We start from the raw sequence: 24,250 nt of genomic DNA on the forward strand, positions 1-24,250 counted from the left end.
GCTGAGGGGTGCGTCGGTGCTGCTGAGGTGAGGGTGGGTGCCTGTGACGCAGGCGTTCGGGCGCGCAGGGGATGAGGTGCGGGGACAGCCCGAACACCTTCAACGTATGACACCGCGTGTCACCCCGCAAGGCACTGAGTGCCAGAAACTGTTCTCAGATGAAATCTTTACGCGACAGATGAGCGATGATCGATCGAATCATCTCTCGGAGACGGTGAAAAACGGGCGCCGACATGCGAAAACGGCCACCCGGTGGGTGGCCGTCGTCACAGAGCGGAACGGTGCGAGGTTGGGCGGTCAGCGCTCCTTGAGTGCCTGCTCGATGGTGCGCATGACCTCGTGCAGCGGCGCGTCGGTACGCGCCACCGTCACGAGCACCTCGCCCCGCACGGAGGCCGTGGAGGGGGCCGGCGGCGCGGTGGAGGCGGTGCTGCGCCCGGCCCCGATGCCCGTGCCGAAGGTCTTCCGCACGATCGCGAAGGCGTGGTCGAGCTGCGCCTCCACGTCACCCTGCCCGTCGGCCCGCAGCCAGCGCCGCAGCACGTGGTTGTGCGCGGTGACCACGGCGGACGCGGCGACCTCCGCCAGCAGCGGGTCGTCGTTGGCGTCGTCGTCGTGCGCGTGCTCGTCGAAGTGGCCGAGCAGGTAGCGGGTGAACAGGCGCTCGTAACGGGCCACCGACGCGATCTCCGCCTCGCGCAGGGTGGGAACCTCGCGCGTCAGCTTGTAGCGGGCGACCGAGATCTCCGGCCGGGCCGCGTACATCTTCATGACCTCCTTGATGCCGCGGCACACGGTGTCGAGCGGATGCTCGTGCGCGGGCGCCGCGTTGAGCACCGCCTCGGCGCGCACCAGGGTGTCGTCGTGGTCCGGGAAGATCGCCTCCTCCTTGGAGCGGAAGTGGCGGAAGAAGGTGCGCCGGGCGACTCCGGCCTGGGCCGCGATCTCGTCGACGGTGGTCGCCTCGTACCCCTTGGTCGCGAACAGCTCCATCGCCGCCGCCGCCAGTTCCCGGCGCATTTTGAGCCGCTGTGCGGCGGCCCGGCTGCCGGCCGCGCTCTCCGGCGCGTCGGGCGTGGCTGGTGTACGTGAGGACCTGGCGGGCTGGGGCATGACCCGAACGTACTGCATGTGTGCGCCATCATGCGCGTGACCGGGGATTCCCCCGCCCGCACGGGGCGGGGGAGACCCGGCCGGACCCAGCAGCCCGCCCCAGTCCTCCTCGGACCGGAACCAGTCGCCCAGCCCTTCAGCGGCGGGCATGCTCGCGGAAACCGCGGCCCGTCTTGCGGCCGAGGCAGCCCGCGGCCACCAGGTGCTCGAGGAGCGGTGCGGGGGCCAGCCCGGGGTCGCGGAACTCGCGGTGCAGGACCTTCTCGATGGCGAGCGACACATCGAGCCCGACCACGTCGAGCAGCTCGAAGGGGCCCATCGGGTACCCGCCGCCCAGCTTCATCGCCGCGTCGATGTCGTCGAGCGTCGCGTAGTGCTCCTGCACCATCTTGACCGCGTTGTTGAGGTACGGGAACAGCAGCGCGTTCACGATGAAACCGGCCCGGTCGCCGCAGTCCACGGCATGCTTGCGCACCTTGGCGCAGACCTCGTGGACGGTGGCGTGCACGTCGTCGGCGGTCAGCACCGTGCGGACCACCTCGACCAGCTTCATCGCCGGGGCCGGGTTGAAGAAGTGCATGCCGATCACGTCCTGCGGGCGCGAGGTGGCGCGGGCGCAGGCGACGACCGGCAGCGAGGACGTGGTGGTGGCCAGCACCGCACCGGGCTTGCAGACCTTGTCCAGCGCGGCGAACAACTGCCGCTTCACCTCCAGGTCCTCGGCGACGGCCTCCACGGCCAGGTCGACGTCGGCGAAGTCGTCGTACGTGCCCGACGGCGTGATCAGCTCCAGGGTCCGCGCGGCCGCCTCGGCGGTCATCCGCCCCTTGTCGACCGACCGGGCCAGGGACTTCCCGACGCGGGCCTTCGCCGTCTGCGCCTTCTGGGGGCTGCGGGCGGCCAGCACCACCTCGTACCCGGCCTTGGCGAACACCTCCGCGATGCCGGACGCCATCGTGCCCGAACCGGCGACCCCCACCGCGCGGACCGGCCGCCCGGCGACCGGGGTGCCGTCCTCGCGCGGGGTCAGCGCGTCCGGCACCACGACCGCGCTGCCGGGCGCCTCGTAGGTGTAGAAACCCCGCCCCGCCTTGCGCCCCGTCAGGCCCGCCTCGCTGAGCTGCCGCAGGATCGGCGCGGGGGCGTGCAGCCGGTCCCGGGAGGCGGTGTACATGGCCTCCAGGACCGTGCGCGCGGTGTCCACGCCCACCAGGTCGAGGAGGGCCAGCGGACCCATCGGCAGTCCGCAGCCGAGCCGCATCGCCGCGTCGATGTCCTCGCGGGAGGCGTAGTTCGCCTCGTACATCGCCGCGGCCTGGTTGAGATAACCGAACAGCAGGCCGTCCGCCACGAACCCGGGCCGGTCCCCGACCGCCACCGGCTCCTTGCCGAGGTCGAGGGCGAGATCGGTGACGGCCGTGACGGCGGCGGGCGCGGTCAGCACCGAGGAGACGACCTCGACCAGCTTCATCGCCGGGGCCGGATTGAAGAAGTGCAGGCCGAGCACCCGCTCCGGGCGGGACGATTCCGCGGCCAGCCGTGTCACCGACAGCGCGTTGGTCCCGGTCGCCAGGATCGCCTCCGGACGCACGATCGCGTCCAGCTCACGGAAGACCCGCTGCTTGCTCTCGTACGACTCCGGAACCACCTCGATCACCAGGTCGGCGTCGCCCGCCGCCCGCAGGTCGGTGGAGGTGCGGACCCGGGCGAGGGCGGCGGCGCGCTCCTGCCCGGTCAGCCGCCCGCGCTCGACGGCACGGGCGGTGGAGGACTCCAGCGCGGCGACGGCCTTGACGGCCTGCGCCTCGCTGATGTCGATGCCGACGACATCGCGGCCGGCCCCGGCGAGGACCTCGGCGATGCCGGTGCCCATGGTGCCGAGGCCGACCACGGCGATGGTCCGGAGCGGGGACAGAGGGGTGTCGGACAGGGGAGCGGCCATCGCGGGACTCCAGGAATGAGGTGACGACAGGAGCACGCCCGGACACGCCGTGCGACGCGTCGGGTGCGTGAGGAAGGGAGGAGAGGGAGTGCGGGTGTTGCCGGGCCGATGCGCGCACACGCCCGGTGCCGTCGCGGAGGGCGTGCACACGCCCGTCCGGCGGCCTGTGACCGGCCCTGTCCCGAGGCCGAGTCCTGATGCGGTACCCGAGGTACCGGACCGACTGCGCTCCCGGTGGTTGCGTCACCAGACCACCGTGGAGTTGCTGCGAGTGGGTGACCCGCTCGTCTGAGATTAACTCGCGGGTAACGAGCGCGCCAGCCCCCGGTGTTCGTGATGTAGGTCCCAGACCCGGTGTGACGCCCCTAACCTCGATGTCATGGACGAAGAGTTGCGAACGCTCACGGAGCGTTTACGGGCCGAGTCGGCGGCGTCGGGTGCCCCGGGCGCCCTGGCGGCCTACGACCGTCTCGTGGTGAGCGGGGACCACGACGAGCTGGCCGGGGTGCTCACCGAGCCGGGACACCCGCTCTGGGCCCGGGAACTGGCCGCCTTCCGGCTGGGGACCGCGGGGGACCGGCGGGCCTTCGAGTCCCTCGTGCTGCTGCTCAACCACCGGGACCCGCCGCGCTGCGCCTCGGCCGCCCACGCCCTGGCCCGGCTCGGCGACCCGCGCACCGCCCGCGCCGCCGCGGCCCTCGCCACCAACGAACTGCGGGTCGCCTACGCCCTGCACCCGGTGCGGCTGCTGGTGGAGCTGCGGGCCCCCGAGTCGGTGCCCGCGCTGATCACCACGCTGGAGCGGCGGCTGCGCCCGCACGACCCGTACCGGCGCGTCGCGCTCGCCTGCGTCGAGGGCCTCGGCACCCTCGGCGACGACCGCGCCGGGCCGGTGCTCCACGACGCCCTCGCCCACCCGGCGCTGGCCGAGGCGGCGGTGCGGGCCCTGGCGCGCATCCCCGGGCAGCGGTGAGGGGCGGGCTGCCGGCGCCGGAGCGGTGACCGGCCGTCAGTCGTGCAGTGCCCGGACGTAGCGCACCTCGGGCACCGCGACGCCCTCCACCTCGAAGGGTTCCTCGGCGCCGTCGGGGCGAAATCCCGCCCGCTCGTAGAAGCGGCGGGCGCGGGCGTTGCCCTTGAGCACCCACAGGAGCATGCGCGCGTGCCCGGCGCTCTCGCACCGGCGTGCCGACTCCTCCAGCAGGGCCCGCCCGACGCCCGCGCCGAACCGTTCGGCGTCGACGTAGAGCGCGTACAACTCGGCGTCGGCGGTACGCAGTTCACCGTCACGATACGGGCCGTGGCAGGCCCAGCCGACGACCTCGCCGGCCTCGTCCTCGGCGACCAGGTTCGCCGTGCCCTCCGGGGCCCGGGCGAACAGGGTGCGGCGCCGCCCGGCGTCGGCGGCCGGGTCCATCGCGTCGAGGTGGGACTGCGGCATCAGCCCCCGGTACGCGGTCTGCCAGCCGCGGACGCGGATCAGGGACACGCGGTCGCAGTCCGCGAGCGTCATCTCCCGCACCCGCACGCGCGCCCCGGGACCGCTCACGGGGCCACGACCGCGAACGCCTCGATCTCCATGAGGAACTCCGGCCGCACCAGCGCGCCCACCTGCACCGCCGAGGCGGCGGGCAGCCGGTCGTCGGGTATGTGCGCGGCGCGGGCCGCGCGGATCGCGCCCATGTGGGCCATGTCCGTGACGAAGAAGGTCAGCTTCACCACGTCGTCGAAGGTCGCGCCGGCCGAGGCCAGGCACCGGCGCAGGTTCTCGAACACCTGGCGGGCCTGGGCCGCGGGGTCGCCCTCGCCGACGACCCCGCCGTCCGCGTCCAGGGCGAGCTGCCCCGAGACGGCCACGAACCGCCCGGTGCCGAGGACGACATGGGTGTACTGCGCTGCGGGCGCGACGCCCTCGGGGGCGGGGATCCTGGTCAGCTCACTCATGCGTCCATCGTGGACCATGGCACCGGCAACGCCCCCGACGGGTGTGCCGGACGGCAGGATCAGCCCCGGAAGCCGAGCAGCCCGTGCAGGGTCGAACCGCGCGAGGACGTGGAAGCGGCCTTGGACTCCAGCGGCTTCGGATCCGGCAGCGCCGGACACACCGCGTCCGCCTCGCCGCCCTCGCCGCGCGGCACCGTGCCGTCCGTCAGGTAGGCGGCCAGGTACTCGTCCAGGCAGGCGTTGCCGCTCAGCGTGATGCCGTGATTGCCGCCGCCCTCCTCGACGACGAGGCTGGAGCCCCGCAACGACCGGTGCGCGGTGACGCCGCCCTCGTACGGCGTGGCCGCGTCGCCGGTCGCCTGGAACAGCAGGACCGGGGGGAGCTCGCCGTTGGCGACGTCCACGGGCTGCCGGGAGGGAGTGGGCCAGAACGCGCACGGGGCGTTGTACCAGGCGTTGTTCCACACCATGAAGGGTGCCTTCCCGTACAGGTCCCAGCTGTCGTCGCGCCACTCGTCCCAGTCGCGCGGCCAGCTCGCGTCGCGGCACTCCACCGCGGTGTAGACGCTGTACCCGTTGTCCCCGGAGGCGTCCGGCGCCCCGAAGTTCTCGTACGCCTCGACGAGCGGGCCCGTGTCCCCGTCGTCGGCGTACGCGGCGAACGCCTCGGCCAGGTACGGCCAGTAGCCGTTGTAGTACCCGCCGGGCAGGTAGGTGTCCTCCAGCTCGGAGGCGCCCACCTTCCCTCCCGCCGGACGCTCGGCCAGCGCCGCCCGCATGGCGTACCAGGCGGCCTCCACCCGCTCCGGGTCGGTGCCCAGCCCGTACGCCGCGTCGTGCTCGGCGATCCAGGCCAGGAACGCGCGGTGGCGGTCGTTGAAGGCGAGGTCCTGGCGGAGGTTGGCGTCGTACCAGACGTCGTCCGGGCCGACGACCGAGTCCAGGACCAGCCGCCGTACGCGGTCCGGGTAGAGCCTGGCGTAGACGGCGCCCAGGTAGGTGCCGTACGAGTAGCCGAAGTAGTTGAGCTTCTCCGCGCCGAGCGCCGCGCGGATCGCGTCCATGTCCCGCGCCGCGGCGACCGTGCCGATGTGCGGCAGCACGTCCGCGTACTTCTCGCCGCACGCGTCGGCGAAGGACTTCGCGCGCGCGAGATTGGCCCGCTCGACACCGGGGGTGTCCGGCAGCGAGTCGGGCCGCACGGGGTCGAAGTGCCCCGGCAGGCAGTCCAGCGCGGGGCTGCTCCTGCCCACGCCGCGCGGATCGAAGCCGATGACGTCGTACTGGGCCGCCACCTTCGCGGGCAGCGACGACGCCACGAACCCGGCGAGCGTCAGACCGCTGCCGCCGGGGCCGCCCGGGTTGACCAGCAGGGGCCCCTGGTACGTCTCGGCGGTGTGCGGGACGCGGGACAGCGCCAGCGTGATCTGCTCCCCGCGCGGGCGCGCGTGGTCCAGCGGCACCTTCAGGGACGCGCACTGGAGGGTCGGATAGTCGTCCGAGGCGCACGTCTTCCAGTGCGGGCCCGTCGCGGGCGCCGCGAGTGCGGCGGGCCCGAGGTGCGGAGGCCGCGGTGCGCCCGCCTCGGCGGGCACGGCCGTGACGGCCCCGGCGGCGATGACGGCGGCGCCGCACAGCACGGCTGCGCGTTGTCTCATGGCGTTCTCCCAGGACTCCCAGGACGGAGCGGCTGCGGTCCGCGCGGGTCGCGGTCCTCGCCGGATCGTCCCGGGGAGCGCCTCGAAGAGAACGCGAGCAGTCCATACGTGACCCAATTGGGCCGGAAGATGCCCTCCAATGCTCCGGGGCCGCCGCCCTCGGCGGGTTCACCGGCCGTCAGAGCCCGAGCCCGCCCGCGACCGCCATGTCCTGCCGCGTGAACTCCCCGGTGAGCATCGGCACGGCCCTGCCGATGGCGGCCTTCGCCTCGGGCAGTTCCAGCGAGGCGTCGTGCTGTTCCCGGGTCCGCCACACCTCGGTCACCCAGATCGTCGTCTCGTCGTCCTCGGACAGGCCCACGAGGTAGAGATCGCATCCGGCCTGCCGGAGCCCGTCGGCGGCGCCCAGCAGGAGGGAGACGACCTCGTCGCGGAGGCCGGGCCGGGCCTTCATCGAGGCGATGCAGCCGTAGGTCACGGGGAGAATCCCTTCCGTCGGCGCGAGGCCGGCTTCGTCGGACGAGTCCGGAACCCGGAGGCTCTCAGATGAGCGAGAGCTGCACCGGCTCGGTGGCCGCGGGTGCCGCCGGCCGAGCGTGCTCCGGCTCCGCGATCCGGCGGGGCATCCCCGCGCGCGTGGGCCCGATGCCGTACTCCCGGGCCAGATCGTGCACCTGGCGGGTGATCCGGCGCTGATACCACTTCGGGGCGTACGCGCCGTCCGCGTACAGCCGCTCGTAGCGGCGGACCAGGTGCGGGTGGTGCCGGCCGAGCCAGGCCATGAACCACTCGCGGGCGCCCGGGCGCAGGTGCAGCACCAGCGGCGTGACCGACGTGGCACCGGCGGCGGCGACGGCGCGCACGGTGGCCCTCAGCTGGGCCGGTTCGTCGCCGAGGAAGGGGATGACCGGAGCCATCAGCACCCCGCAGCCGATGCCGCGCCCGGCCAGGGTCCGCACGACCTCCAGCCGGCGCTCCGGTGCCGGGGTGCCCGGCTCCACGGTGCGCCACAGCTCGGCGTCGGTGAAGCCGACCGAGACCGAGATCCCCACGTCCGTCACCCGCGCCGCCCGCGTCAGCAGGTCCAGGTCGCGCAGGATCAGCGTGCCCTTGGTCAGGATCGAGAAGGGGTTCGCCCGCTCGGTGAGGGCCTCGATGATGCCCGGCATCAGCCGGTAGCGGCCCTCCGCGCGCTGGTAGCAGTCGACGTTGGTGCCCATCGCCACGTGCTCGCCCTGCCAGCGGCGCGAGGCGAGCTGGCGGCGCAGCAGCTCGGGCGCGTTCACCTTGACGACGATCTGGGAGTCGAAGCCGAGCCCCGTGTCGAGGTCCAGGTAGCTGTGCGTCTTGCGGGCGAAACAGTAGACGCACGCGTGCGTGCAGCCCCGGTAGGGGTTCACCGTCCACTCGAACGGCATGCGCGAGGCCCCCGGCACCCGGTTCAGGATCGAGCGGGCCCGCACCTCGTGGAAGGTGATGCCTCTGAACTCGGGCGTGTCGAAGGTGCGGGTGGTGACGGCGTCCGCGCCGAACAGCGCGGTGTCCGCGGCCCGGGCGTGGTCGGAGTCCGTGAGGTTCTCCCAGCGCATTGCGGCCTCCTCGGTAGCACTGTCCGACACAATAGAACACTTGTTCCCTTGATCGTGCCCGTGAGTCGTGCGGGGCCGCTTCACGCCCCCCGATTTGGTGGCCGGGCGGTGGGGTGGTTGGCTTGCCCCGAACCCGAGAACCAGGCCCTGGAGGAACCCGATGGCGCAGGTCGAGGCGACGACGGAGCGGATCGTCGCAGCGGACGCGGAGACGGTGTTCGACACCCTCGCCGACTACAGCGGCACCCGCGAGAAGCTGCTGCCCGAGCACTTCAGCGAGTACGAGGTCCGCGAGGGCGGCGACGGCGAGGGCACCCTCGTGCACTGGAAGCTCCAGGCCACGAGCAAGCGCGTCCGCGACTGCCTGCTGGAGGTCACCGAGCCGGCCGACGGCGAGCTGGTCGAGAAGGACCGCAACTCCTCCATGGTCACCACCTGGCGGGTCACCCCGGCGGGCGAGGGCAAGTCCCGGGTCGTCGTGGTCACCACCTGGCAGGGCGCCGGCGGCGTCGGCGGCTTCTTCGAGAAGACCTTCGCGCCCAAGGGCCTCGCGCGCATCTACGACGCCATGCTCGGCAAGCTCGCCGCCGAGGTCGAGAAGTAGCCAAAGGACGGGCCCGGGGCGGCCGTTGGCCGCCTCACCGGTTCGAGTGATCTCCGCACGAACCCGCCGTACTTCCGTAACTCGTCGCACTTGTTCGCAGTTGTCGCCTCAGGCGGCAAATGTGAGCAGGTGTGACGAGGGGAGCGGTACGTGGGCGGGATCACTCTGGTGCAGGACCCGGTGCGGGACGAACCGGTCGCCGCACCCCAGGCGCCACCCCAACCCCCCGCTCCCGAGCCGGAGCCGAACACCGGGCTGAGCCCGCGCCGGGTGCGGCTGGTCTTCGTCGGACTGATGCTCGCGCTGCTGCTCGCGGCGCTGGAGCAGATGATCGTCGCCACGGCGCTGCCGAAGATCGTCGGCGAGCTGCACGGGCTGGACAAGATGTCCTGGGCGATCACCGCCTACCTGCTCACCTCCACCGTCGGCCTGCCGATCTACGGCAAGCTCGGCGACCTCTTCGGCCGCAAGGGCGTCTTCCAGTTCGCGATCCTGGTCTTCGTCGTCGGCTCCGCGCTCGCCGGACGCGCGCAGACCATGGACCAGCTGATCGCCTTCCGCGCCGTGCAGGGCGTCGGCGCGGGCGGCCTGATGATCGGCGTGCAGGCGATCATCGCGGACATCGTGCCGCCCCGCGAGCGCGGCCGCTTCATGGGCCTGATCGGCGCCGCCTTCGGCCTCGCCTCCGTCGCGGGCCCCCTGCTGGGCGGCTACTTCACCGACCACCTCTCCTGGCGCTGGTGCTTCTACATCAACGTGCCCTTCGGCCTGGTCACCATGGCCGTCGTCGCCGTCGTCCTCAAGCTGCCCAGGCCGCGGGTCAAGCCGCGCCTCGACATCCTCGGCGCCCTGCTGCTCGCCGCCGCCTCCACCTGCCTGGTGCTGCTCACCAGCTGGGGCGGCACCGAGTACGCGTGGGGCTCGAGGACGATCCTCGGGCTGGCCGCCGGAGCGGTCGGGGCCACCCTGCTCTTCCTGGTCGCCGAACGCTTCGCGCCCGAACCGCTGATCCCGCTGCGGCTGTTCCGGGACTCCGTCTTCAACATCACCGCCCTGGTCGGCCTGGTCATCGGCGTCGCCCTGTTCGGCGCCGCCAGCTACCTGCCGACCTTCCTGCAGATGGTCGACGGTGCCAGCGCCACCGAGTCCGGACTGCTGATGCTGCCGATGATGGGCGGCATCGTCGTCGCCTCGATCATCTCCGGCCAGCTCATCAGCCGCACCGGCCACTACCGGGTCCATCCGATCCTCGGCAGCGCGCTGTCCGTCGTCGGCATGTGGCTGCTCTCCCACCTCGACACCGACACGCCCCGACTGCAGTACAGCATCTGGATGGCCGTCCTCGGCGCCGGCATCGGCATGGTGATGCCGGTCCTCGTCCTCGCCGTGCAGAACTCCGTGCGCCCCGCCGACCTGGGCACCGCCACCAGCGCCAACAACTACTTCCGGCAGATCGGCGGCAGTGTCGGCGCGGCGATCTTCGGCACCCTCTTCGCCGGCCGGCTCACCGACGCCCTCGCCGACCGGATCCCCGCCGACGCGGGCGCCGGGCTCCCCGACGCCGAGGCCATCACCCCACAGCTCGTCCACTCCCTGCCCCCGGCGCTGCGCGACGCCTACATCGGGGCGTACGCCGACGCCATGCCGCGGATCTTCCTCTACCTGGTGCCGGTGCTCGTCCTCGGGCTCCTCATCGCCCTCTTCCTCAAGGAGAAACCCCTGGTGTCCCACAACGCCCCCGTCACCGAGCCGGAGACCGCACAGCACACCCAGCACCCCCAGCCGGCACCGTCCGCGCCCGCCAACGGCGCCCAGGTCCCGCCGGCCCGGTCGCCCTACGCCGGTGGCATCCCCGTCTGCGGCACGGTGCAGCACCCCGACGGCACCGTCGTCCCCCGCGCGGCGCTCACCCTCATCGACGTCGGCGGACAGCAGATCGGCCGGGGCGCCAGCGGCGACGACGGACGGTACGCCCTCGCCACGCCCGGATCCGGGGCGTACGTCCTGATCGCCGCGGCCGGCGGCCACCAGCCGCAGGCGGTCTCCGTGACCGTCGGCGAACGCCCGGTGGAACTGGACGTGGTCCTCGGCGGCGCCGGACGCCTGGCCGGCAGCGTTATGACCGCCGACGGCAGCCCCGTGCGCGACGCGATCGTCACCCTCACCAACGTCCACGGCGAAGTCGTCTCCACCACCCGCAGCGGCCGTGAGGGCGGCTACGTCATCACGGAGCTGGTGGCCGGCGAGTACACCCTCGCCGCCAGCGCCCCCGCCTTCCGCCCGGCCGCGCTGCCCGTCAGCGTCCAGGCCGCCCGGGAGACCCGCCAGGACGTCGAACTGGCCGGCGGCGCCGTGCTGCGCGGCACCGTACGGGCCAGTGGCGGGCGGATCGTCGAGGACGCGCGCGTGACGCTGCTGGACGCGGCGGGCAACGTCGTGGACACCCTGACCACCGGCCCGGACGGCACGTTCCGGTTCGTCGACCTGTCGTCCGGCGAGTACACCGTCATCGCGGCGGGATACCCGCCCGTGGCGACCGTGCTCCAGGTGGCCGGCGGCGGCCGCACGGAACGCGACCTCCAGCTCGGCCACGAGGACTGAGACCCGGACACCGGCGCGCGGGCGCGCGCCGGTGTGTTCGCGCGCCACCAATTCCCCCGTTGCCGCACATGGTCACCGGGCACCGCCGTACGGTGGTGACGGCGACACAGATCTTGCGGAGCCGTGGGCAGAGAGGGCCTGACGCCATGGACCATGGCACCGAGCGGGACGCACCTCCCGGCCACCCGGCCGGACCTGACGCCGTGCCGGCCGACCCCGTGCCGGCTGGCCCCGTGGCGGGCCGTGTGCCGCTGGCCGTCGTCGTGGTGGACCGCGACGGACTGGTGTCCCACTGGAGCCGTGGCGCGCGACGGCTGTTCGCGCTGCCCAAGGAAGAGGCCATCGGCCGGCCCGCGGCCGACCTGCTGCCCGTCTCGGCCGTGCTCCCCGAGGACGGGACCGGGAACGGGACAGGCGACGAGGACACGGCGTACGGCTCGTACGCGGCCCACGACGGCCTGGGGCCCGGCCTGGAGTCCTCCCTCGACGGACGGCTGTCCTACCCGGCGGCCGGACGCGCCCGGCTCACCGTGCGGGCCGACGACCGCATCGACGTGCTCTGGTGGGCGTACCCCCTCGTGGGACCCGGCCGCGAGCGGCTGCTCGTGCTGGCCGCCGACGCGGACGGGCTGCGACGGGACCATGCCGACGGACTGCCGCGGGACGACGCCGACGGGAGCGCCGGGGCGGCCGTCGTCGAGCGGATCGCACCCGGCTTCGCCCTGCACACCGACTTCCCCGGCGCCGGAGAACTCGCTCGCCGCCTCCCCGAGATCCTGCCCAGCACGAGCGTCGGCGAGAGCGCCCGCATCGTCGCCCAGGTCCTCGAACTGGGCTACCCCGTCCTCGAGTTCAGCCGGCACGACCGGGTGCCCGTCACCCCCGACTGGGGCGTGCCCCGGCGGGTCGAGCGCCGGGCACGCCGTGAGCGGGCCGCGCGTGCTCTGGCGGCCGGCGAGCCGGTGCCGGACGAACTGCGGGACGAGGCCGAGGACCTGGAGTACGCGGCCGTCCGCGAGCGCCTGGAGTTCCTCAACGAGGTCAGCGGCGCGATCGGCACCTCGCTGGACCTCTCGCGGACCATCGTCGAGGTCAGCCGGGCCGTCGTCCCGCGCTTCACCGACGTCGCCGGGACCTATCTGCGCGAGCAGGTCGTCGCCGGGGAGGGCTTCCCCGACGGAGTGCCCGACACGACGACGATGTGGCACCGGGTCGCCCTGGAGCACACCGACGAACCCGGCCGCTGGGACGACGTCGTACCGGTCGGCGAGGCCATGCCGTTCCCCGCGCACACCCCGTTCTTCCAGTGCATGACCAGCGGCGAGCCGGTCCTGGTGCCCCGCATCACCGAGGAGATGGGCCACGCCATCGCCTCCCAGTTCGAGAAGCGGGACATCCGCCCGCTCATCACGGGCCGCTCGATGCTGCTGGTGCCGCTGAAGGCACGCCAGGTCGTCCTCGGCTTCATGATCCTGCTCCGGCACCCCGAGCGGCCCGTCTTCAACGACATGGACCGGGTCACCGGTGCCGAACTCGCCGCCCGCGCGGGCCTCGTGCTGGACAACGCGCGCATGTACACCCACCAGGAGAACGTCGCCGAGACGCTCCAGGACAGCATGCTCCCGCACATCCCCGCGCGCATGGCCGGCTGCGACATCGCCACCCGCTACCTGCCGGGCACGCTGCTCGGCCGGGTCGGCGGCGACTGGTTCGACGCGGTCAAACTGCCCGGCGCCCGCACCGCCCTCGTCGTCGGCGACGTCATGGGCCACGGGCTGGGCTCCGCCGCGATGATGGGGCAACTGCGCACCGCCGTCCAGACCATGGCCGGCCTCGACCTGCCGCCCGCCCAGCTCCTGCGCAACCTCGACGACCTCGCCCAGCGGCTCGGCGACACCCACCTCGCGACCTGCCTGTACGCCGTCTACGACCCGATCGCCGGCGAACTGCACCTCGCCAACGCCGGGCACATCCCACCCGTCCTGGTCCGGGCCGAGGACGGCGCCAGCGAGCTGATCGACCTGCCGACGGGGGCACCCATGCGCGGCGAGGACATCGGCGTCGGCCTCGCCACCCTCTGCGAGTCCGCCGCCCACCCGGCCGCGTCCATGGACGACGCCTGCGACACCATCATCCGCGCCCTGGGCACCCGCGGCGGACGCAAGGACGACGTCGCCCTGCTCATGGCCCGGCTGACCGGGATCGGACCCGACGCGGTCGCCGAGTGGCGCCTCGCCCGCGACCCGGCCGAGGTCGGCCGAGCCCGCGCGGCGGTCCGCGAGCAACTCCACGACTGGGGGCTGCCCAAGCTGGCCGACCCCGCCGCACTGCTGGTCAGCGAACTGGTCACCAACGCCGTACGGCACTCCCGCGCCCGCCCCGTCGCACTGCGCCTGGTGCGCGCCGACACGCTGCTGTGCGAGGTGGACGACGACGACCACGACCTGCCGAACCTGAAGAGCGCGGGCCCGGAGGACGAGACCGGACGCGGCCTGCGCGTCGTCAGCACCCTCGCCCGCGAATGGGGCGCGAGCCGCACCAGCACCGGCAAGACGGTCTGGTTCGAACTGACGCTTCCCCGCCGCTGACCGCCGGCTCCCCTGGGGAGGGCCGCACTCACGGGGGGCGCGCACTTCGCACGAGTCGTGAAGGAACGCGCCGGGCGCTTGTGGCCGTGCGCGGGGCGCGATACACCGTACGGGCCCGTCGTGGTCGACGGGTCCGTACGGCGTCGCACCTGGGGAGGCACGGGCATGAGCGTGACGAGTCGGTACCGGGGAGCCTGGGAGGGCTTCTGGAGCGAGGCACCCGAGGACCGGGGGGCGGTGTTCTGGGACGCCGAACCGGTGCTGACCGCGGGCCGCCACCTCGCCGACTTCGAGCCGCACCTGACCCACCCCGCGCTGCCACTGATCGACCTCGGCTGCGGCAACGGCACCCAGACCCGCTACCTCGCCGAACGCTTCCCGCACGTGGTGGGCGCCGACCTGTCCGGCGCCGCACTCGACCACGCCCGCCGCGCCGATCCGGGCGGGTCGGCCGCGTACCGGCGACTGGACGCCGCCGACCGGGCCGAGGCGGAGGCACTGCACGCGGAGCTGGGCGACGCCAACGTCTACGTACGGGGCGTCCTGCACCAGTGCGAGCCCGACGACCGGCAGCCACTGGCCGACGCGCTCGCCGTGCTCCTCGGCGCCCACGGTCGCGCCTTCCTGGTGGAGCCCTCCCCGACGGCCAAGGCCGTGCTGACGGACCTGGCCCGGGGCCCCGCCGGCCCGCCCGCCAAACTCGCCCCCGTCCTCCGCCACGGCCTCACTCCGGCGGCGGTCCCCGACGAGGCGATACCGGAGCACCTGCGCGCCGCCGGTCTCACCGTCCTGGCGAGCGGGGAACTCCCGCTGATCACCACGGAGTACACGGCGGACGGCACCCGGATAGAGCTGCCGTCCACGTGGGTGGTGGCGGGGGCGGGGTCGACGCGGCCGAGCGGCTGAGCCCCGGGCCGGATCAGCGCAGGCCGGCGAACAGGTCGTTCTCCGGTACGGCCGCGCCGGTGGTGTCCCGGACACGGAGGAACGTCTCCACGCCCATCAACTCGCCGAACCTCTCCTTGCCCATCTTGAGGAAGAAGATGTTCTCGCCCTGACTGGCGTGTGCGGCCAGCGAGTCGAACTTCTGGCCGCTGAACGCGGTGGCGTCCACCCAGGTGGTGATCTCGTCGTCCGGGAGACCGATCTCGGCCAGCGCGGCGGCCTCGGCGGGATCCGGCTCCGGCATGTCCTCCTGGAACTCGCTCATGATCTCCCCGAAGCGCCGCATCGCCGAGTGGGGCATGGTCGTCCAGTACACCTTCGGCGTCAGCCCGGTGGTCTCCAGCGCCGCCATCGTGACGCGGTGGGCCTGGATGTGGTCGGGGTGACCGTAGAAGCCGTTCTCGTCATAGGTGACGACCACATCGGGGCGGTAGTGCAGCATGAGCTCCGCGAGCCGGGCGGCGCCCTCCGCCACGGGGGTCCGCCAGAAGGACCCGGGGGCGTCGTTGCTCGGCCAGCCCATCATCCCGGAGTCGGCGTAGTCCAGGGTCTCCAGATCGCTGATCTTGAGGGCGGCACAGCTCGCGTCGAGTTCCCGACGGCGCATCGAGGCGACGGCCGCCGGATCGTGCCCCGGGTCGCCCGGCTTGACACCCCCCGGTCCGTCACCGCAACCGCCGTCGGTACACGTCACGAGAACCGTGCGGATTCCCTCCGCCGCGTACCGCGCGAGGATTCCACCGGTGCTGGTGGCCTCGTCGTCGGGGTGGGCGTGCACGGCCATGAGTGTCAAGGGCCGGTCAGTCATGAAGCAGTCCTCCTGCGGACGTGATGATCGTTTCGGGTGCGCGGCGCCCCCGGGTCTCTCCGCCGGGTCCAACGGCGCGGATCGGCCCGGCTGTTCCCGGCCCCGCCGGCCACCCGCCGGACGGGCGGCCCGGAGCCCGGTCAGTGGTGTGGACCTTTGACTGTCGTGTGGCCCCTGGCCAGCATATTCGGCGGCATGTAGCGTCATCCGCATGAAGATCCTCATCAGTGCCGACATGGAGGGCGCCACCGGTGTCACCTGGCCGGCCGACGTCCTGCCCGGGACACCGCAGTGGGAGCGGTGCCGTTCGATGTTCACCTCGGACGTGAACGCGGCCGTGCTGGGGTTCCTCGACGGCGGCGCCGACGAGGTACTGGTCAACGAGGCGCACTGGAGCATGCGCAACCTGCTCCTGGAGCGGCTCGACGAGCGGACGCAGATGCTCACCGGGCGGCACAAGCCGCTCTCCATGGTGGAGGGCGTCCAGCACGGTGACGTGGACGGCATCGCGTTCATCGGCTACCACGCGGGCGCCGGCATGGAGGGCGTCCTCGCCCACACCTACCTCGCCAACCAGCTGACCGGCGTCTGGCTGAACGACGTACGGGCCAGCGAGGGACTGCTCAACGCCCACGTGGTCGCCGAGTACGGGGTGCCGGTGGTGCTGGTCACCGGGGACGACGTGGCCTGCGAGGACGCGCTCGGGTACGCGCCCGAGGCGCGGAAGGTCGCGGTCAAGGACCACGTGTCGCGGTACGCGGCCGTCTGCCGTACGCCCGCCAGGACCGCTGCCGACATCCGGGCCGCCGCCAAGGAGGCCACCGCGCTCGCGGTGCGCCACGAGCCGGTGAGCGGTGGGCCGTTCACCGTCGCCATGGAGTTCGACGCCGAGCACCTGGCGGCGGCCGCGACCGTCGTGCCCGGCGTGGCGCAGGTCGGGGAGCGGAAGGTGGCCTACACCCACGACACGATGTACGAGGCCGTCCGCACGTTCAAGGCGGTCACCACGATCGTCTCGGCGGCGGTGGAGGAGCAGTATGGCTGAGCACACGGACGCGGCCGCGGAGACGGGCGCGCGGGCGCTGGACGAGGTGGTCCGGTTCACCTCCGAGCTGATCCGGATCGACACCACCAACCGCGGCGGCGGCGACTGCCGGGAACGCCCGGCCGCCGAGTACGCCGCCGCGCGGCTCGCCGAGGCCGGGATCGAGCCCACACTCCTCGAACGGACCGAGGGCCGCACCAACGTCGTGGCCCGCATCGAGGGCACCGACCCGTCCGCCGACGCGCTGCTCGTCCACGGCCACCTGGACGTCGTACCCGCCGAGGCCGACGACTGGAGCGTGCACCCGTTCTCCGGGGAGATCCGCGACGGCGTCGTCTGGGGGCGCGGCGCGGTCGACATGAAGAACATGGACGCGATGATCCTCGCCGTCGCGCGCGACTGGGCCCGACGGGGAGTACGACCCCGGCGCGACGTGGTGATCGCGTTCACCGCGGACGAGGAGGCCAGCGCCGAGGACGGCTCCGGCTTCCTCGCCGACCGGCACGCCGCCCTGTTCGAGGGCTGCACCGAGGGCGTCAGCGAGTCCGGGGCGTTCACCTTCCACGACGGGAGCGGACGGCAGTTCTACCCCATCGCCGCCGGCGAGCGCGGCACGGGCTGGCTGAAGCTCACCGCGCGCGGGCGTGCCGGGCACGGTTCGAAGGTGAACCGGGAGAACGCGATCACCCGCCTCGCCGCCGCCGTCACCCGCATCGGCGCCCACGAGTGGCCGCTGCGCCTGACCCCGACCGTGCGCGCCTCCCTGACCGAGATCGCCGCCGTCTACGGGATCGAGGCCGACCTGGACGACGCCGACACGCTGCTGGACAAGCTCGGCCCCGCCGCCAAGCTGGTCGAGGCCACCGTCCGCAACAGCGCCAACCCGACCATGCTGGACGCCGGGTACAAGGTCAACGTCATCCCCGGGGAGGCCGTCGCCCACGTCGACGGGCGGTTCCTGCCCGGCGGCGAGGACGAGTTCCGCGACACCCTCGACCGGCTCACCGGCCCGGACGTCGACTGGGAGTACGCCCACCGGGAGGTGGCCCTCCAGGCGCCGGTGGACTCGCCGACGTACGCCCGGATGCGCGCGGCGGTCGAGGAGTTCGCCCCCGAGGGGCACGTCGTGCCGTACTGCATGTCCGGCGGCACCGACGCCAAGCAGTTCTCCCGGCTGGGCATCACCGGCTACGGCTTCGCGCCGCTGAAGCTGCCCGAGGGCTTCGACTACCAGGCCCTCTTCCACGGCGTGGACGAACGCGTTCCCGTCGAGGCGCTGCACTTCGGAGTCCGCGTCCTGGACCGATTCCTGCGCACGGCCTGAAGCCGAGACACCGCCCGAACAAGGAGCTGGAGGAGAAGTGGGAGTGGAGGAGTCAGTGCGGACTCTTTCGTACGGATCGTGGCCCTCGCCCGTCGACGCGGCCCTCGCCGCCGCGCACGACGGACGGCCCGACGATGTCGGCTTCGTCGGCGACGAGGTGTGGTGGACCGCGCCCCGGCCCACCGAGGGCGGACGGCGCACACTCGTGCGGCGGCACGCCGACGGCACCGAGGAACCGGTGCTGCCCGTGCCGTGGAACGTGCGCAGCCGCGTCATCGAGTACGGCGGCCGCCCCTGGGGCGCGGCCACCACCGACAGCGGCCCGCTCGTGGTCTTCGTGGACTTCGCCGACCAGCGCCTCTACGCCTTCACCCCGGGCGGCGGCGAACCGCGTCCGCTGACCCCGCTGTCCACGGTGGGCGGCGGCCTGCGCTGGATCGAACCGGACCCGCGGCCCGAACGCGGCGAGGTGTGGTGCGTCCTGGAGGAGTTCACCGGCGAGGGCCCCACCGACGTGCGCCGGGTGCCGGTGGCGGTGCCGCTGGACGGCTCCGCGGCCGACGACCGGGGCGCCGTCCGCGAACTCACCGGTGAGCGGCACCGGTTCGTCACCGGCCCCCGCCTCTCGCCCGACGGGCGCCGCGCCGCCTGGCTCGCCTGGGACCACCCGCGCATGCCCTGGGACGGCACCGAGCTGCTCGTCGCCGAGGTCGGACCCGAAGGCACGTTCCGGGAGGCCCGGACCGTCGCCGGCGGGCCCGAGGAGTCGATCGCCCAGGTCGACTGGGCCCCCGACGGCACCCTGCTGTACGCCTCCGACCGCACCGGCTGGTGGAACCTCTACCGTGACGGGCAGCCCCTGTGCGCCCGCGAGGAGGAGTTCGGCGGGCCGCTGTGGAAACTGGGGCAGCGCTGGTTCGCACCCCTGGACAGCGGCCTGATCGCCGTCCTGCACGGCCGGGGCGCCGCCGTCCTCGGCCTACTCGACCCTCAGACCGGTGAGGTCGTCGACGCGGCCGGACCCTGGACCGAGTTCGCGCCCGCCCTCGCCGCCCACGGGGAGCGGGTCGTCGGCGTCGGCGCCGGCCCGCACCGCGGCTACGAGGTCGTCGAGCTGGCCACCCTCCCCGACGCTCGAACCGACTCGCGCGGGGAAACCCCCATCGGCCGCGCCCGCGTCATCGGCGCCCCGCACGAGGACGCCACGGACCCGGCGTACTACCCGAAGCCGGAGATCCGCACCTTCACCGGCCCGGGCGGACGCGACATCCACGCCCACCTCTACCCGCCGCACCACCCCGGCTGCCGCGCCCCCGAGGGCGAACTGCCGCCGTACGTCATCTGGGCGCACGGCGGGCCCACCAGCCGTTCCCCGCTCGTCCTCGACCTGGAGATCGCCTACTTCACCTCGCGCGGCATCGGCGTCGCCGAGGTCAACTACGGCGGCTCCAGCGGCTACGGCCGGGAGTACCGCAACCGGCTGCGCGAGCAGTGGGGCGTCGTCGACGTCGAGGACTGCGCGGCCGTCGCCCTCGCCCTCGCCGACGAGGGCACCGCCGACCGGGACCGGCTCGCGGTGCGCGGCGGCAGCGCGGGCGGCTGGACCTCCGCGGCGTCGCTGGCCGCCACCGACGTCTACGCCTGCGGCACGATCAGCTACCCCATCCTCGACCTGACCGGCTGGGGCACGGGGGAGACCCACGACTTCGAGTCGCGGTACCTGGAGAGCCTGATCGGCCCGTACGCCGAGGTCCCGGACCGCTACACCGAGCGGTCGCCCGCCGAGCACGCCGACCGCGTCACCGCCCCGTTCCTGCTGCTCCAGGGGCTGGACGACGTGATCTGCCCGCCCGTGCAGTGCGAGCGGTTCCTGGAGCGGATGGCGGGCCGCGGGGTGCCGCACGCCTACCTCACCTTCGAGGGCGAGGGGCACGGATTCCGCCGGGCGGAGACCATGGTGCGCGCCCTGGAGGCCGAACTCTCCCTCTACGCGCAGGTCTTCGGACTCACCCCGCCCGGCGTCCCCGCCCTGGAGCTGACCCGATGAGCCGGGCGGGCGAGCCGGTCCGGCCGGCCCGGCTCGCCCCGGGCGCCCGGGTGGCCGTCGTCGCGCCCAGCGGACCCGTGCCCGAGGAGCGGCTCCAGGCGGGCCTGGACGTGCTGCGCGGCTGGGACCTCGACCCGGTCGTGGCACCGCACGTCCTGGACCGGCACGGCACCTTCGACTACCTCGCGGGCACCGACACCGACCGGGCCGCCGACCTCCAGGCCGCCTGGTGCGACCCGTCCGTGGACGCGGTGCTGTGCGCCCGCGGCGGGTACGGCGTCCAGCGCATGGCCGACCTGCTCGACTGGGAGGCGATGCGCGCGGCCGGTCCGAAGGTCTTCGTCGGCTTCAGCGACATCACCGCGCTGCACGAGGCGTTCGCCACCCGCCTCGGCCTGGTCACCCTGCACGGGCCGATGGCGGCCGGGATCGACTTCGTCAAGAACGCGCGGGCGCAGGATCACCTGAAGGCCACCCTGTTCGCCCCGGAGACGGTCCGCGTGATCGCCTCCGGCGGCACGCCGCTGGTGCCCGGCCGGGCCCGGGGCGTCACCCTCGGCGGCTGCCTCGCCCTGCTCGCCGCCGAACTGGGCGCCCCGCACGCCCGGCCCTCCGCGCGCGGCGGACTGCTGTGCCTGGAGGACGTGGGGGAGGAGACGTACCGCGTCGACCGCTACCTCACCCAGTTGCTGCGCGCCGGCTGGCTCGACGGGGTCGGCGGTGTGCTGCTCGGCTCCTGGCAGGGCTGCGGGCCCTACGAGCGGTTGCGGCCCCTGCTGGCCGACCGGCTCGGCGGCCTCGGCGTGCCGGTCGCCGAGGAGTTCGGGTTCGGGCACTGCGAGGGGGCGCTGACCGTGCCGTTCGGCGTGCCCGCGGAACTCGACGCGGACGCGGGCACCTTGACCCTGGACCGGCCCGCGCTGCGCTGACCCGACGTAGGCTGGCCCCATGCCGCACACCCCGCCCCGCCACCTCGCCGAGGGCCCGCGCGTGGGCATCCGGCACTTCACCCACGAGGACGCCGCCGAGTTCACCGCCCGGGCCCGGCAGAGCAAGGACCTGCACCACCCCTGGCTCTTCCCGCCGGACAGCGCCCAGGCGTACGAGGCCTACGCCGCCCGGCTGATCGAGGACCGCACCAAGGCCGGGTTCCTGGTGTGCGAGAAGGACGCGGACGGGACGGCCGGGGGCGCTTTCGGCGGCGCCATCGCCGGGTTCGTGAACATCAACAACATCGTCGAGGGCGGCTTCCTCAGCGGCGCCCTCGGCTACGGCGCCTTCGCGCACGCGGCGGGGCGCGGGCTGATGCGCGAGGGACTCGGCCTCGTGGTGCGGTACGCGTTCGGGCCGATGCGCCTGCACCGGCTGGAGATCAACGTCCAGCCGGGCAACGCCGCCTCGATCGCGCTGGCCCGCGCCTGCGGCTTCCGCCTGGAGGGCTTCTCACCGCGGATGCTCCACATCGACGGCGCCTGGCGCGACCACCAGCGCTGGGCGATCACCGCCGAGTCCGTGACCTCCGGTTGATCTTCATCGTGTCCAGGTCCGTCACCGTCGACCTGAGATCGCGGAACCCGTAACCGAGCGCGCGCAGCGCCCTCTCCGCCCGGTCCTCCGCGATCGCGCCGGCCATCTCCTCGCCGTCCGCCGCGTCCGACACCACCACGTACCGCATCGAGAAGTGCTTCAGGGGCGACGGCTCGTACGACAGCGAACCGTCCTCGGTGAACCGCATGCTCGCCATCCCGTGCTCGCCCGCCTCACCGAGCAGCCGGGCACGCGCCCCCTCGGTCAACCCCTCCCAGGTGCCCCGGACGATCACCCGGTAGGTGTGCTGCCCACTCGCATGCTGCTCACCCACGTGCCGCTCGCTCACATGCTGCTCACCCACGTGCCGCTCCCCTCCGTCGTCCCGGCCCTCGCCTTCGTGCGCGCGCCGACCGGCCGACCCTACGTCCCCACCGGCACCGCGCCCCAGGGAATTAAACGTGAGCCACGTCGCCCCGGTCCGAGGGGCGGAGCCCCTGTTCACCACGCCGGGGAGCGGCTTCCATGGGGAACCGTGACGACGATCCGACGTGAGGTACTGACCCTGCCCGCCGCGCCACTGGGACCGGACAACCCGCTGCCGCCGCTGCGCCCCCTGGACGAGGCCCACCGCATCGACGACCGGGACCGGGCGGACCTGCCGCGCGACATGGCCCGCCAGGTCGGCTACGAGCCCCTGAGCAGCCTGCTGCCCGCCCAGGTCCGGGACGGCTACGACCGCGGGCGCACACCCCGCGAGCTGGACGCGCTCGTCATCGAGAACGACCGGTTGCGGGCCACCGTCCTGCCCGGTCTCGGCGGCCGCATCGCCTCCCTCCACCACAAGCCGACCGGCCGCGAGCTCCTCTACGCCAACCCCGTGCTCCAGCCCGCCAACTTCGCCCTCAACGGCGCCTGGTTCTCCGGCGGCATCGAATGGAACATCGGCGCCACCGGCCACACCACCCTCTCCTGCTCACCCCTGCACGCCGCCCGCGTCCCCGCCCCCGACGGCGGGGAGATGCTGCGCCTGTGGGAGTGGGAACGGCTGCGCGACCTGCCCTTCCAGGTCGACCTGTGGCTGCCGGACGGCTCGGACTTCCTCTACGTCGGCGCCCGGATCCGCAACCCGCACGAACGCCCGGTGCCCACCTACTGGTGGTCCAACATCGCCGTCCCCGAGGACCGCCGCGTCCTCGCCCCCGCCGACGAGGCCTGGCACTTCGGCTACGAGCGCCGCCTGCGGCGGGTGCCGGTGCCGCAGTGGGACGGCGTCGACCGGACGTACCCGCGGAACAGCACCTACGCCGCCGACTACTTCTACGAGGTGCCGGACGACCGGCGCCGCTGGATCGCCGCCCTCGACCCACACGGACACGGGCTGGTGCAGACCTCGACCGACGCGCTGCGCGGCCGCAAGCTGTTCGTGTGGGGCACCGGACCCGGCGGACGCCGCTGGCAGGAGTGGCTCACCGAGCCCGGCACCGGCGGCTACTGCGAGATCCAGGCCGGGCTCGTCCGCACCCAGCTCGAACACGTCAGGCTGGAGGCCGAGAGCGAGGTCTCCTGGCTGGAGGCGTACGGGCCGCTCGACGCGCCCGGCGAAGGCGACTGGCACACCGTGCTGCGCGGGGCCGAGGACCGGCTGGAAGCCGCCCTGCCGCGGGCCGCCGTCGACGCCGCCCACGCCGCCTGGCGGCCGTACGCCGACGCCGAGCCCGGCGAGCGCCTGGCCACCGGCTCCGGTTGGGGCGCCCTCGAAGTGCTGCGGGCCGGCTGGAAACTGCCCGGCACACCCTTCGACGAGGACACCCTCGGCGAGGAACAGCGGCCGTGGCGGCACCTGCTGAGCGCCGGCTCGCTGCCCGAGCCGCAGCACCACGAGCCTCCCGGCGGGACACTGGTCGCCCGGCCCTGGCGGGACATGCTGGAGACCACGGCCGCCACACCCCTGGCCGAGTACCACCTCGGTGTCGCCCAGTGGCACGGCGACGACCGCGCCCAGGCCGTGCGCAGCTGGGAGCGCGGCCTCAAGACCGCCGCGGACCGCTGGCCGCTGCTGCGCTGCCTCGCCGTCGCCGACCAGGAGGGCGGCCACCACGAGCGCGCCGCCGACCAGTACGCGCAGGCCTTCGACGACCTGTGCGCACGCCGACCGGCCGCGTCGGGCGGGTCGGACGACCCGGGCCGGGAGGGGCGGTGGACGGCCGTCGCCGCCGCGCTCGGCCGGGAGGCGATCGGCGCGCTGCTCGCGGTCGGGCGCACCGCGGACGCCCGTGCCGTGTGGGAACGGCTGGAGCCCGCGACCCGGGCCCGCGGCCGGTTCCGGCTGACCGAGGCGGAGCTGCTGGCCGCGGAGGGCCGGCGCGAGGAGGCGCGGGCCGTCTTCGACGAGGGATTCGAGGTCGCCGACCTGAGGGAGGGCGCCGAGAGTATCGGCCTCCTGTGGGCGCGGCTCGACGACGCACCGCTCCCGGCCCGCCACGACTTCCGGATGCGGCCGGACGGAGGGTGA

At 73.6% G+C, this 24,250-nt stretch carries 20 protein-coding genes; 11 read left to right on the top strand and 9 right to left on the bottom strand.

Annotation, left to right across the window (positions count from 1 at the left end; translation table 11 throughout):
* Positions 1-297 precede the first annotated feature (297 nt).
* Together BJ961_RS12065 and BJ961_RS12070 are read right to left on the bottom strand one after the other, a co-directional pair.
* Entirely contained in the window at positions 298-1,113 is an 816-nt protein-coding gene (locus tag BJ961_RS12065; RefSeq protein ID WP_271321293.1) for a TetR family transcriptional regulator, read from the bottom strand.
* Between the two features lie 136 nt (positions 1,114-1,249).
* Positions 1,250-3,055: a 3-hydroxyacyl-CoA dehydrogenase family protein gene (locus BJ961_RS12070; RefSeq protein ID WP_271321294.1), complete on the bottom strand. Its 1,806-nt coding sequence runs from the start codon at positions 3,053-3,055 to the stop codon at positions 1,250-1,252.
* A gap of 379 nt (positions 3,056-3,434) precedes the next feature.
* Between BJ961_RS12070 and BJ961_RS12075 the strand changes: the two genes are divergently transcribed.
* Complete coding sequence (locus BJ961_RS12075; protein ID WP_271321295.1) at positions 3,435-4,028, top strand: adenylosuccinate lyase; 594 nt, start codon at positions 3,435-3,437, stop codon at positions 4,026-4,028.
* Positions 4,029-4,064: 36 nt separating this feature from the next.
* On the opposite strand, the gene BJ961_RS12080 is transcribed toward BJ961_RS12075, so the two are convergent.
* From BJ961_RS12080 to BJ961_RS12100, 5 genes are all read right to left on the bottom strand, one after another.
* On the bottom strand, positions 4,065-4,604 hold the full coding sequence (locus tag BJ961_RS12080) for a GNAT family N-acetyltransferase (protein WP_271321296.1): 540 nt from the start codon (positions 4,602-4,604) through the stop codon (positions 4,065-4,067).
* Positions 4,601-4,999, bottom strand: a complete 399-nt coding sequence (locus BJ961_RS12085) for a RidA family protein (protein WP_271321297.1) — start codon at positions 4,997-4,999, stop codon at positions 4,601-4,603. The genes BJ961_RS12080 and BJ961_RS12085 overlap by 4 nt, the downstream gene beginning before the upstream one ends.
* 59 nt (positions 5,000-5,058) lie before the next feature.
* A complete protein-coding gene (locus BJ961_RS12090) occupies positions 5,059-6,657 on the bottom strand; it encodes an alpha/beta hydrolase (RefSeq protein WP_271321298.1) in 1,599 nt (532 codons plus the stop codon).
* A 178-nt stretch (positions 6,658-6,835) separates the two neighbouring features.
* Complete coding sequence (locus BJ961_RS12095; protein ID WP_271321299.1) at positions 6,836-7,135, bottom strand: putative quinol monooxygenase; 300 nt, start codon at positions 7,133-7,135, stop codon at positions 6,836-6,838.
* A 64-nt stretch (positions 7,136-7,199) separates the two neighbouring features.
* A complete protein-coding gene (locus tag BJ961_RS12100; protein ID WP_271321300.1) occupies positions 7,200-8,246 on the bottom strand; it encodes an Rv2578c family radical SAM protein in 1,047 nt (348 codons plus the stop codon).
* A gap of 160 nt (positions 8,247-8,406) precedes the next feature.
* On the opposite strand from BJ961_RS12100, the gene BJ961_RS12105 reads away from it, so the two are divergent.
* The 4 genes from BJ961_RS12105 to BJ961_RS12120 all read left to right on the top strand — a co-directional run bounded on the left by BJ961_RS12105 (position 8,407) and on the right by BJ961_RS12120 (position 14,945).
* On the top strand, positions 8,407-8,850 hold the full coding sequence (locus BJ961_RS12105; RefSeq protein ID WP_271321301.1) for an SRPBCC family protein: 444 nt from the start codon (positions 8,407-8,409) through the stop codon (positions 8,848-8,850).
* 150 nt (positions 8,851-9,000) lie between these two features.
* Complete coding sequence (locus BJ961_RS12110; protein WP_271321302.1) at positions 9,001-11,451, top strand: MFS transporter; 2,451 nt, start codon at positions 9,001-9,003, stop codon at positions 11,449-11,451.
* A 146-nt stretch (positions 11,452-11,597) separates the two neighbouring features.
* Entirely contained in the window at positions 11,598-14,039 is a 2,442-nt protein-coding gene (locus BJ961_RS12115; RefSeq protein WP_271321303.1) for an ATP-binding SpoIIE family protein phosphatase, read from the top strand.
* A gap of 165 nt (positions 14,040-14,204) precedes the next feature.
* The gene (locus tag BJ961_RS12120; RefSeq protein WP_271321304.1) at positions 14,205-14,945 is read left to right on the top strand and encodes a class I SAM-dependent methyltransferase; all 741 of its coding nucleotides are present in this window, start codon (positions 14,205-14,207) and stop codon (positions 14,943-14,945) included.
* A gap of 13 nt (positions 14,946-14,958) precedes the next feature.
* Here BJ961_RS12120 and BJ961_RS12125 read toward each other — a convergent pair whose 3' ends face one another.
* Positions 14,959-15,792 (bottom strand): PIG-L family deacetylase, encoded by an 834-nt coding sequence (locus BJ961_RS12125; RefSeq protein ID WP_271321305.1) that lies wholly within the window; start codon positions 15,790-15,792, stop codon positions 14,959-14,961.
* A gap of 211 nt (positions 15,793-16,003) precedes the next feature.
* On the opposite strand from BJ961_RS12125, the gene BJ961_RS12130 reads away from it, so the two are divergent.
* Genes BJ961_RS12130 through BJ961_RS12150 form a run of 5 tightly spaced genes read left to right on the top strand, consistent with a single transcriptional unit; the run spans position 16,004 to position 21,735 of the window.
* The gene (locus BJ961_RS12130) at positions 16,004-16,837 is read left to right on the top strand and encodes a M55 family metallopeptidase (protein WP_271321306.1); all 834 of its coding nucleotides are present in this window, start codon (positions 16,004-16,006) and stop codon (positions 16,835-16,837) included.
* Positions 16,830-18,161, top strand: a complete 1,332-nt coding sequence (locus BJ961_RS12135) for a M20/M25/M40 family metallo-hydrolase (RefSeq protein ID WP_271321307.1) — start codon at positions 16,830-16,832, stop codon at positions 18,159-18,161. Before BJ961_RS12130 ends, BJ961_RS12135 begins: the two co-directional genes overlap by 8 nt.
* A gap of 55 nt (positions 18,162-18,216) precedes the next feature.
* A complete protein-coding gene (locus BJ961_RS12140) occupies positions 18,217-20,208 on the top strand; it encodes a dipeptidyl-peptidase 5 (protein WP_271321308.1) in 1,992 nt (663 codons plus the stop codon).
* Positions 20,205-21,137, top strand: coding sequence for a S66 peptidase family protein (locus BJ961_RS12145; protein WP_271321309.1), 933 nt, complete (start codon positions 20,205-20,207; stop codon positions 21,135-21,137). The genes BJ961_RS12140 and BJ961_RS12145 overlap by 4 nt, the downstream gene beginning before the upstream one ends.
* A gap of 19 nt (positions 21,138-21,156) precedes the next feature.
* Positions 21,157-21,735: a GNAT family N-acetyltransferase gene (locus BJ961_RS12150; RefSeq protein ID WP_271321310.1), complete on the top strand. Its 579-nt coding sequence runs from the start codon at positions 21,157-21,159 to the stop codon at positions 21,733-21,735.
* Here BJ961_RS12150 and BJ961_RS12155 read toward each other — a convergent pair.
* Positions 21,707-22,084 carry a DUF6204 family protein gene (locus BJ961_RS12155; protein ID WP_271417024.1) on the bottom strand — a complete coding sequence of 126 codons (378 nt, stop codon included), beginning with the start codon at positions 22,082-22,084 and terminating at the stop codon, positions 21,707-21,709. The genes BJ961_RS12150 and BJ961_RS12155 overlap by 29 nt on opposite strands.
* A gap of 186 nt (positions 22,085-22,270) precedes the next feature.
* On the opposite strand from BJ961_RS12155, the gene BJ961_RS12160 reads away from it, so the two are divergent.
* Positions 22,271-24,250 carry a DUF5107 domain-containing protein gene (locus BJ961_RS12160; protein WP_271321311.1) on the top strand — a complete coding sequence of 660 codons (1,980 nt, stop codon included), beginning with the start codon at positions 22,271-22,273 and terminating at the stop codon, positions 24,248-24,250.

Origin of the sequence: Streptomyces lienomycini (genome assembly GCF_027947595.1) — a bacterium.
In the GTDB taxonomy this organism is placed as follows: domain Bacteria; phylum Actinomycetota; class Actinomycetes; order Streptomycetales; family Streptomycetaceae; genus Streptomyces; species Streptomyces lienomycini.

Excerpts from the sequence above, each read along its gene's own strand:
- BJ961_RS12065 (WP_271321293.1), bottom strand. The coding sequence starts at position 1,113 with ATGCCCCAGCCCGCCAGGTCCTCACGTACACCAGCCACGCCCGACGCG.
- BJ961_RS12070 (WP_271321294.1), bottom strand. The coding sequence starts at position 3,055 with ATGGCCGCTCCCCTGTCCGACACCCCTCTGTCCCCGCTCCGGACCATC.
- BJ961_RS12075 (WP_271321295.1), top strand. The coding sequence starts at position 3,435 with ATGGACGAAGAGTTGCGAACGCTCACGGAGCGTTTACGGGCCGAGTCG.
- BJ961_RS12085 (WP_271321297.1), bottom strand. The coding sequence starts at position 4,999 with ATGAGTGAGCTGACCAGGATCCCCGCCCCCGAGGGCGTCGCGCCCGCA.
- BJ961_RS12090 (WP_271321298.1), bottom strand. The coding sequence starts at position 6,657 with ATGAGACAACGCGCAGCCGTGCTGTGCGGCGCCGCCGTCATCGCCGCC.
- BJ961_RS12100 (WP_271321300.1), bottom strand. The coding sequence starts at position 8,246 with ATGCGCTGGGAGAACCTCACGGACTCCGACCACGCCCGGGCCGCGGAC.
- BJ961_RS12105 (WP_271321301.1), top strand. The coding sequence starts at position 8,407 with ATGGCGCAGGTCGAGGCGACGACGGAGCGGATCGTCGCAGCGGACGCG.
- BJ961_RS12115 (WP_271321303.1), top strand. The coding sequence starts at position 11,598 with ATGGACCATGGCACCGAGCGGGACGCACCTCCCGGCCACCCGGCCGGA.
- BJ961_RS12120 (WP_271321304.1), top strand. The coding sequence starts at position 14,205 with ATGAGCGTGACGAGTCGGTACCGGGGAGCCTGGGAGGGCTTCTGGAGC.
- BJ961_RS12125 (WP_271321305.1), bottom strand. The coding sequence starts at position 15,792 with ATGACTGACCGGCCCTTGACACTCATGGCCGTGCACGCCCACCCCGAC.
- BJ961_RS12130 (WP_271321306.1), top strand. The coding sequence starts at position 16,004 with ATGAAGATCCTCATCAGTGCCGACATGGAGGGCGCCACCGGTGTCACC.
- BJ961_RS12135 (WP_271321307.1), top strand. The coding sequence starts at position 16,830 with ATGGCTGAGCACACGGACGCGGCCGCGGAGACGGGCGCGCGGGCGCTG.
- BJ961_RS12145 (WP_271321309.1), top strand. The coding sequence starts at position 20,205 with ATGAGCCGGGCGGGCGAGCCGGTCCGGCCGGCCCGGCTCGCCCCGGGC.
- BJ961_RS12150 (WP_271321310.1), top strand. The coding sequence starts at position 21,157 with ATGCCGCACACCCCGCCCCGCCACCTCGCCGAGGGCCCGCGCGTGGGC.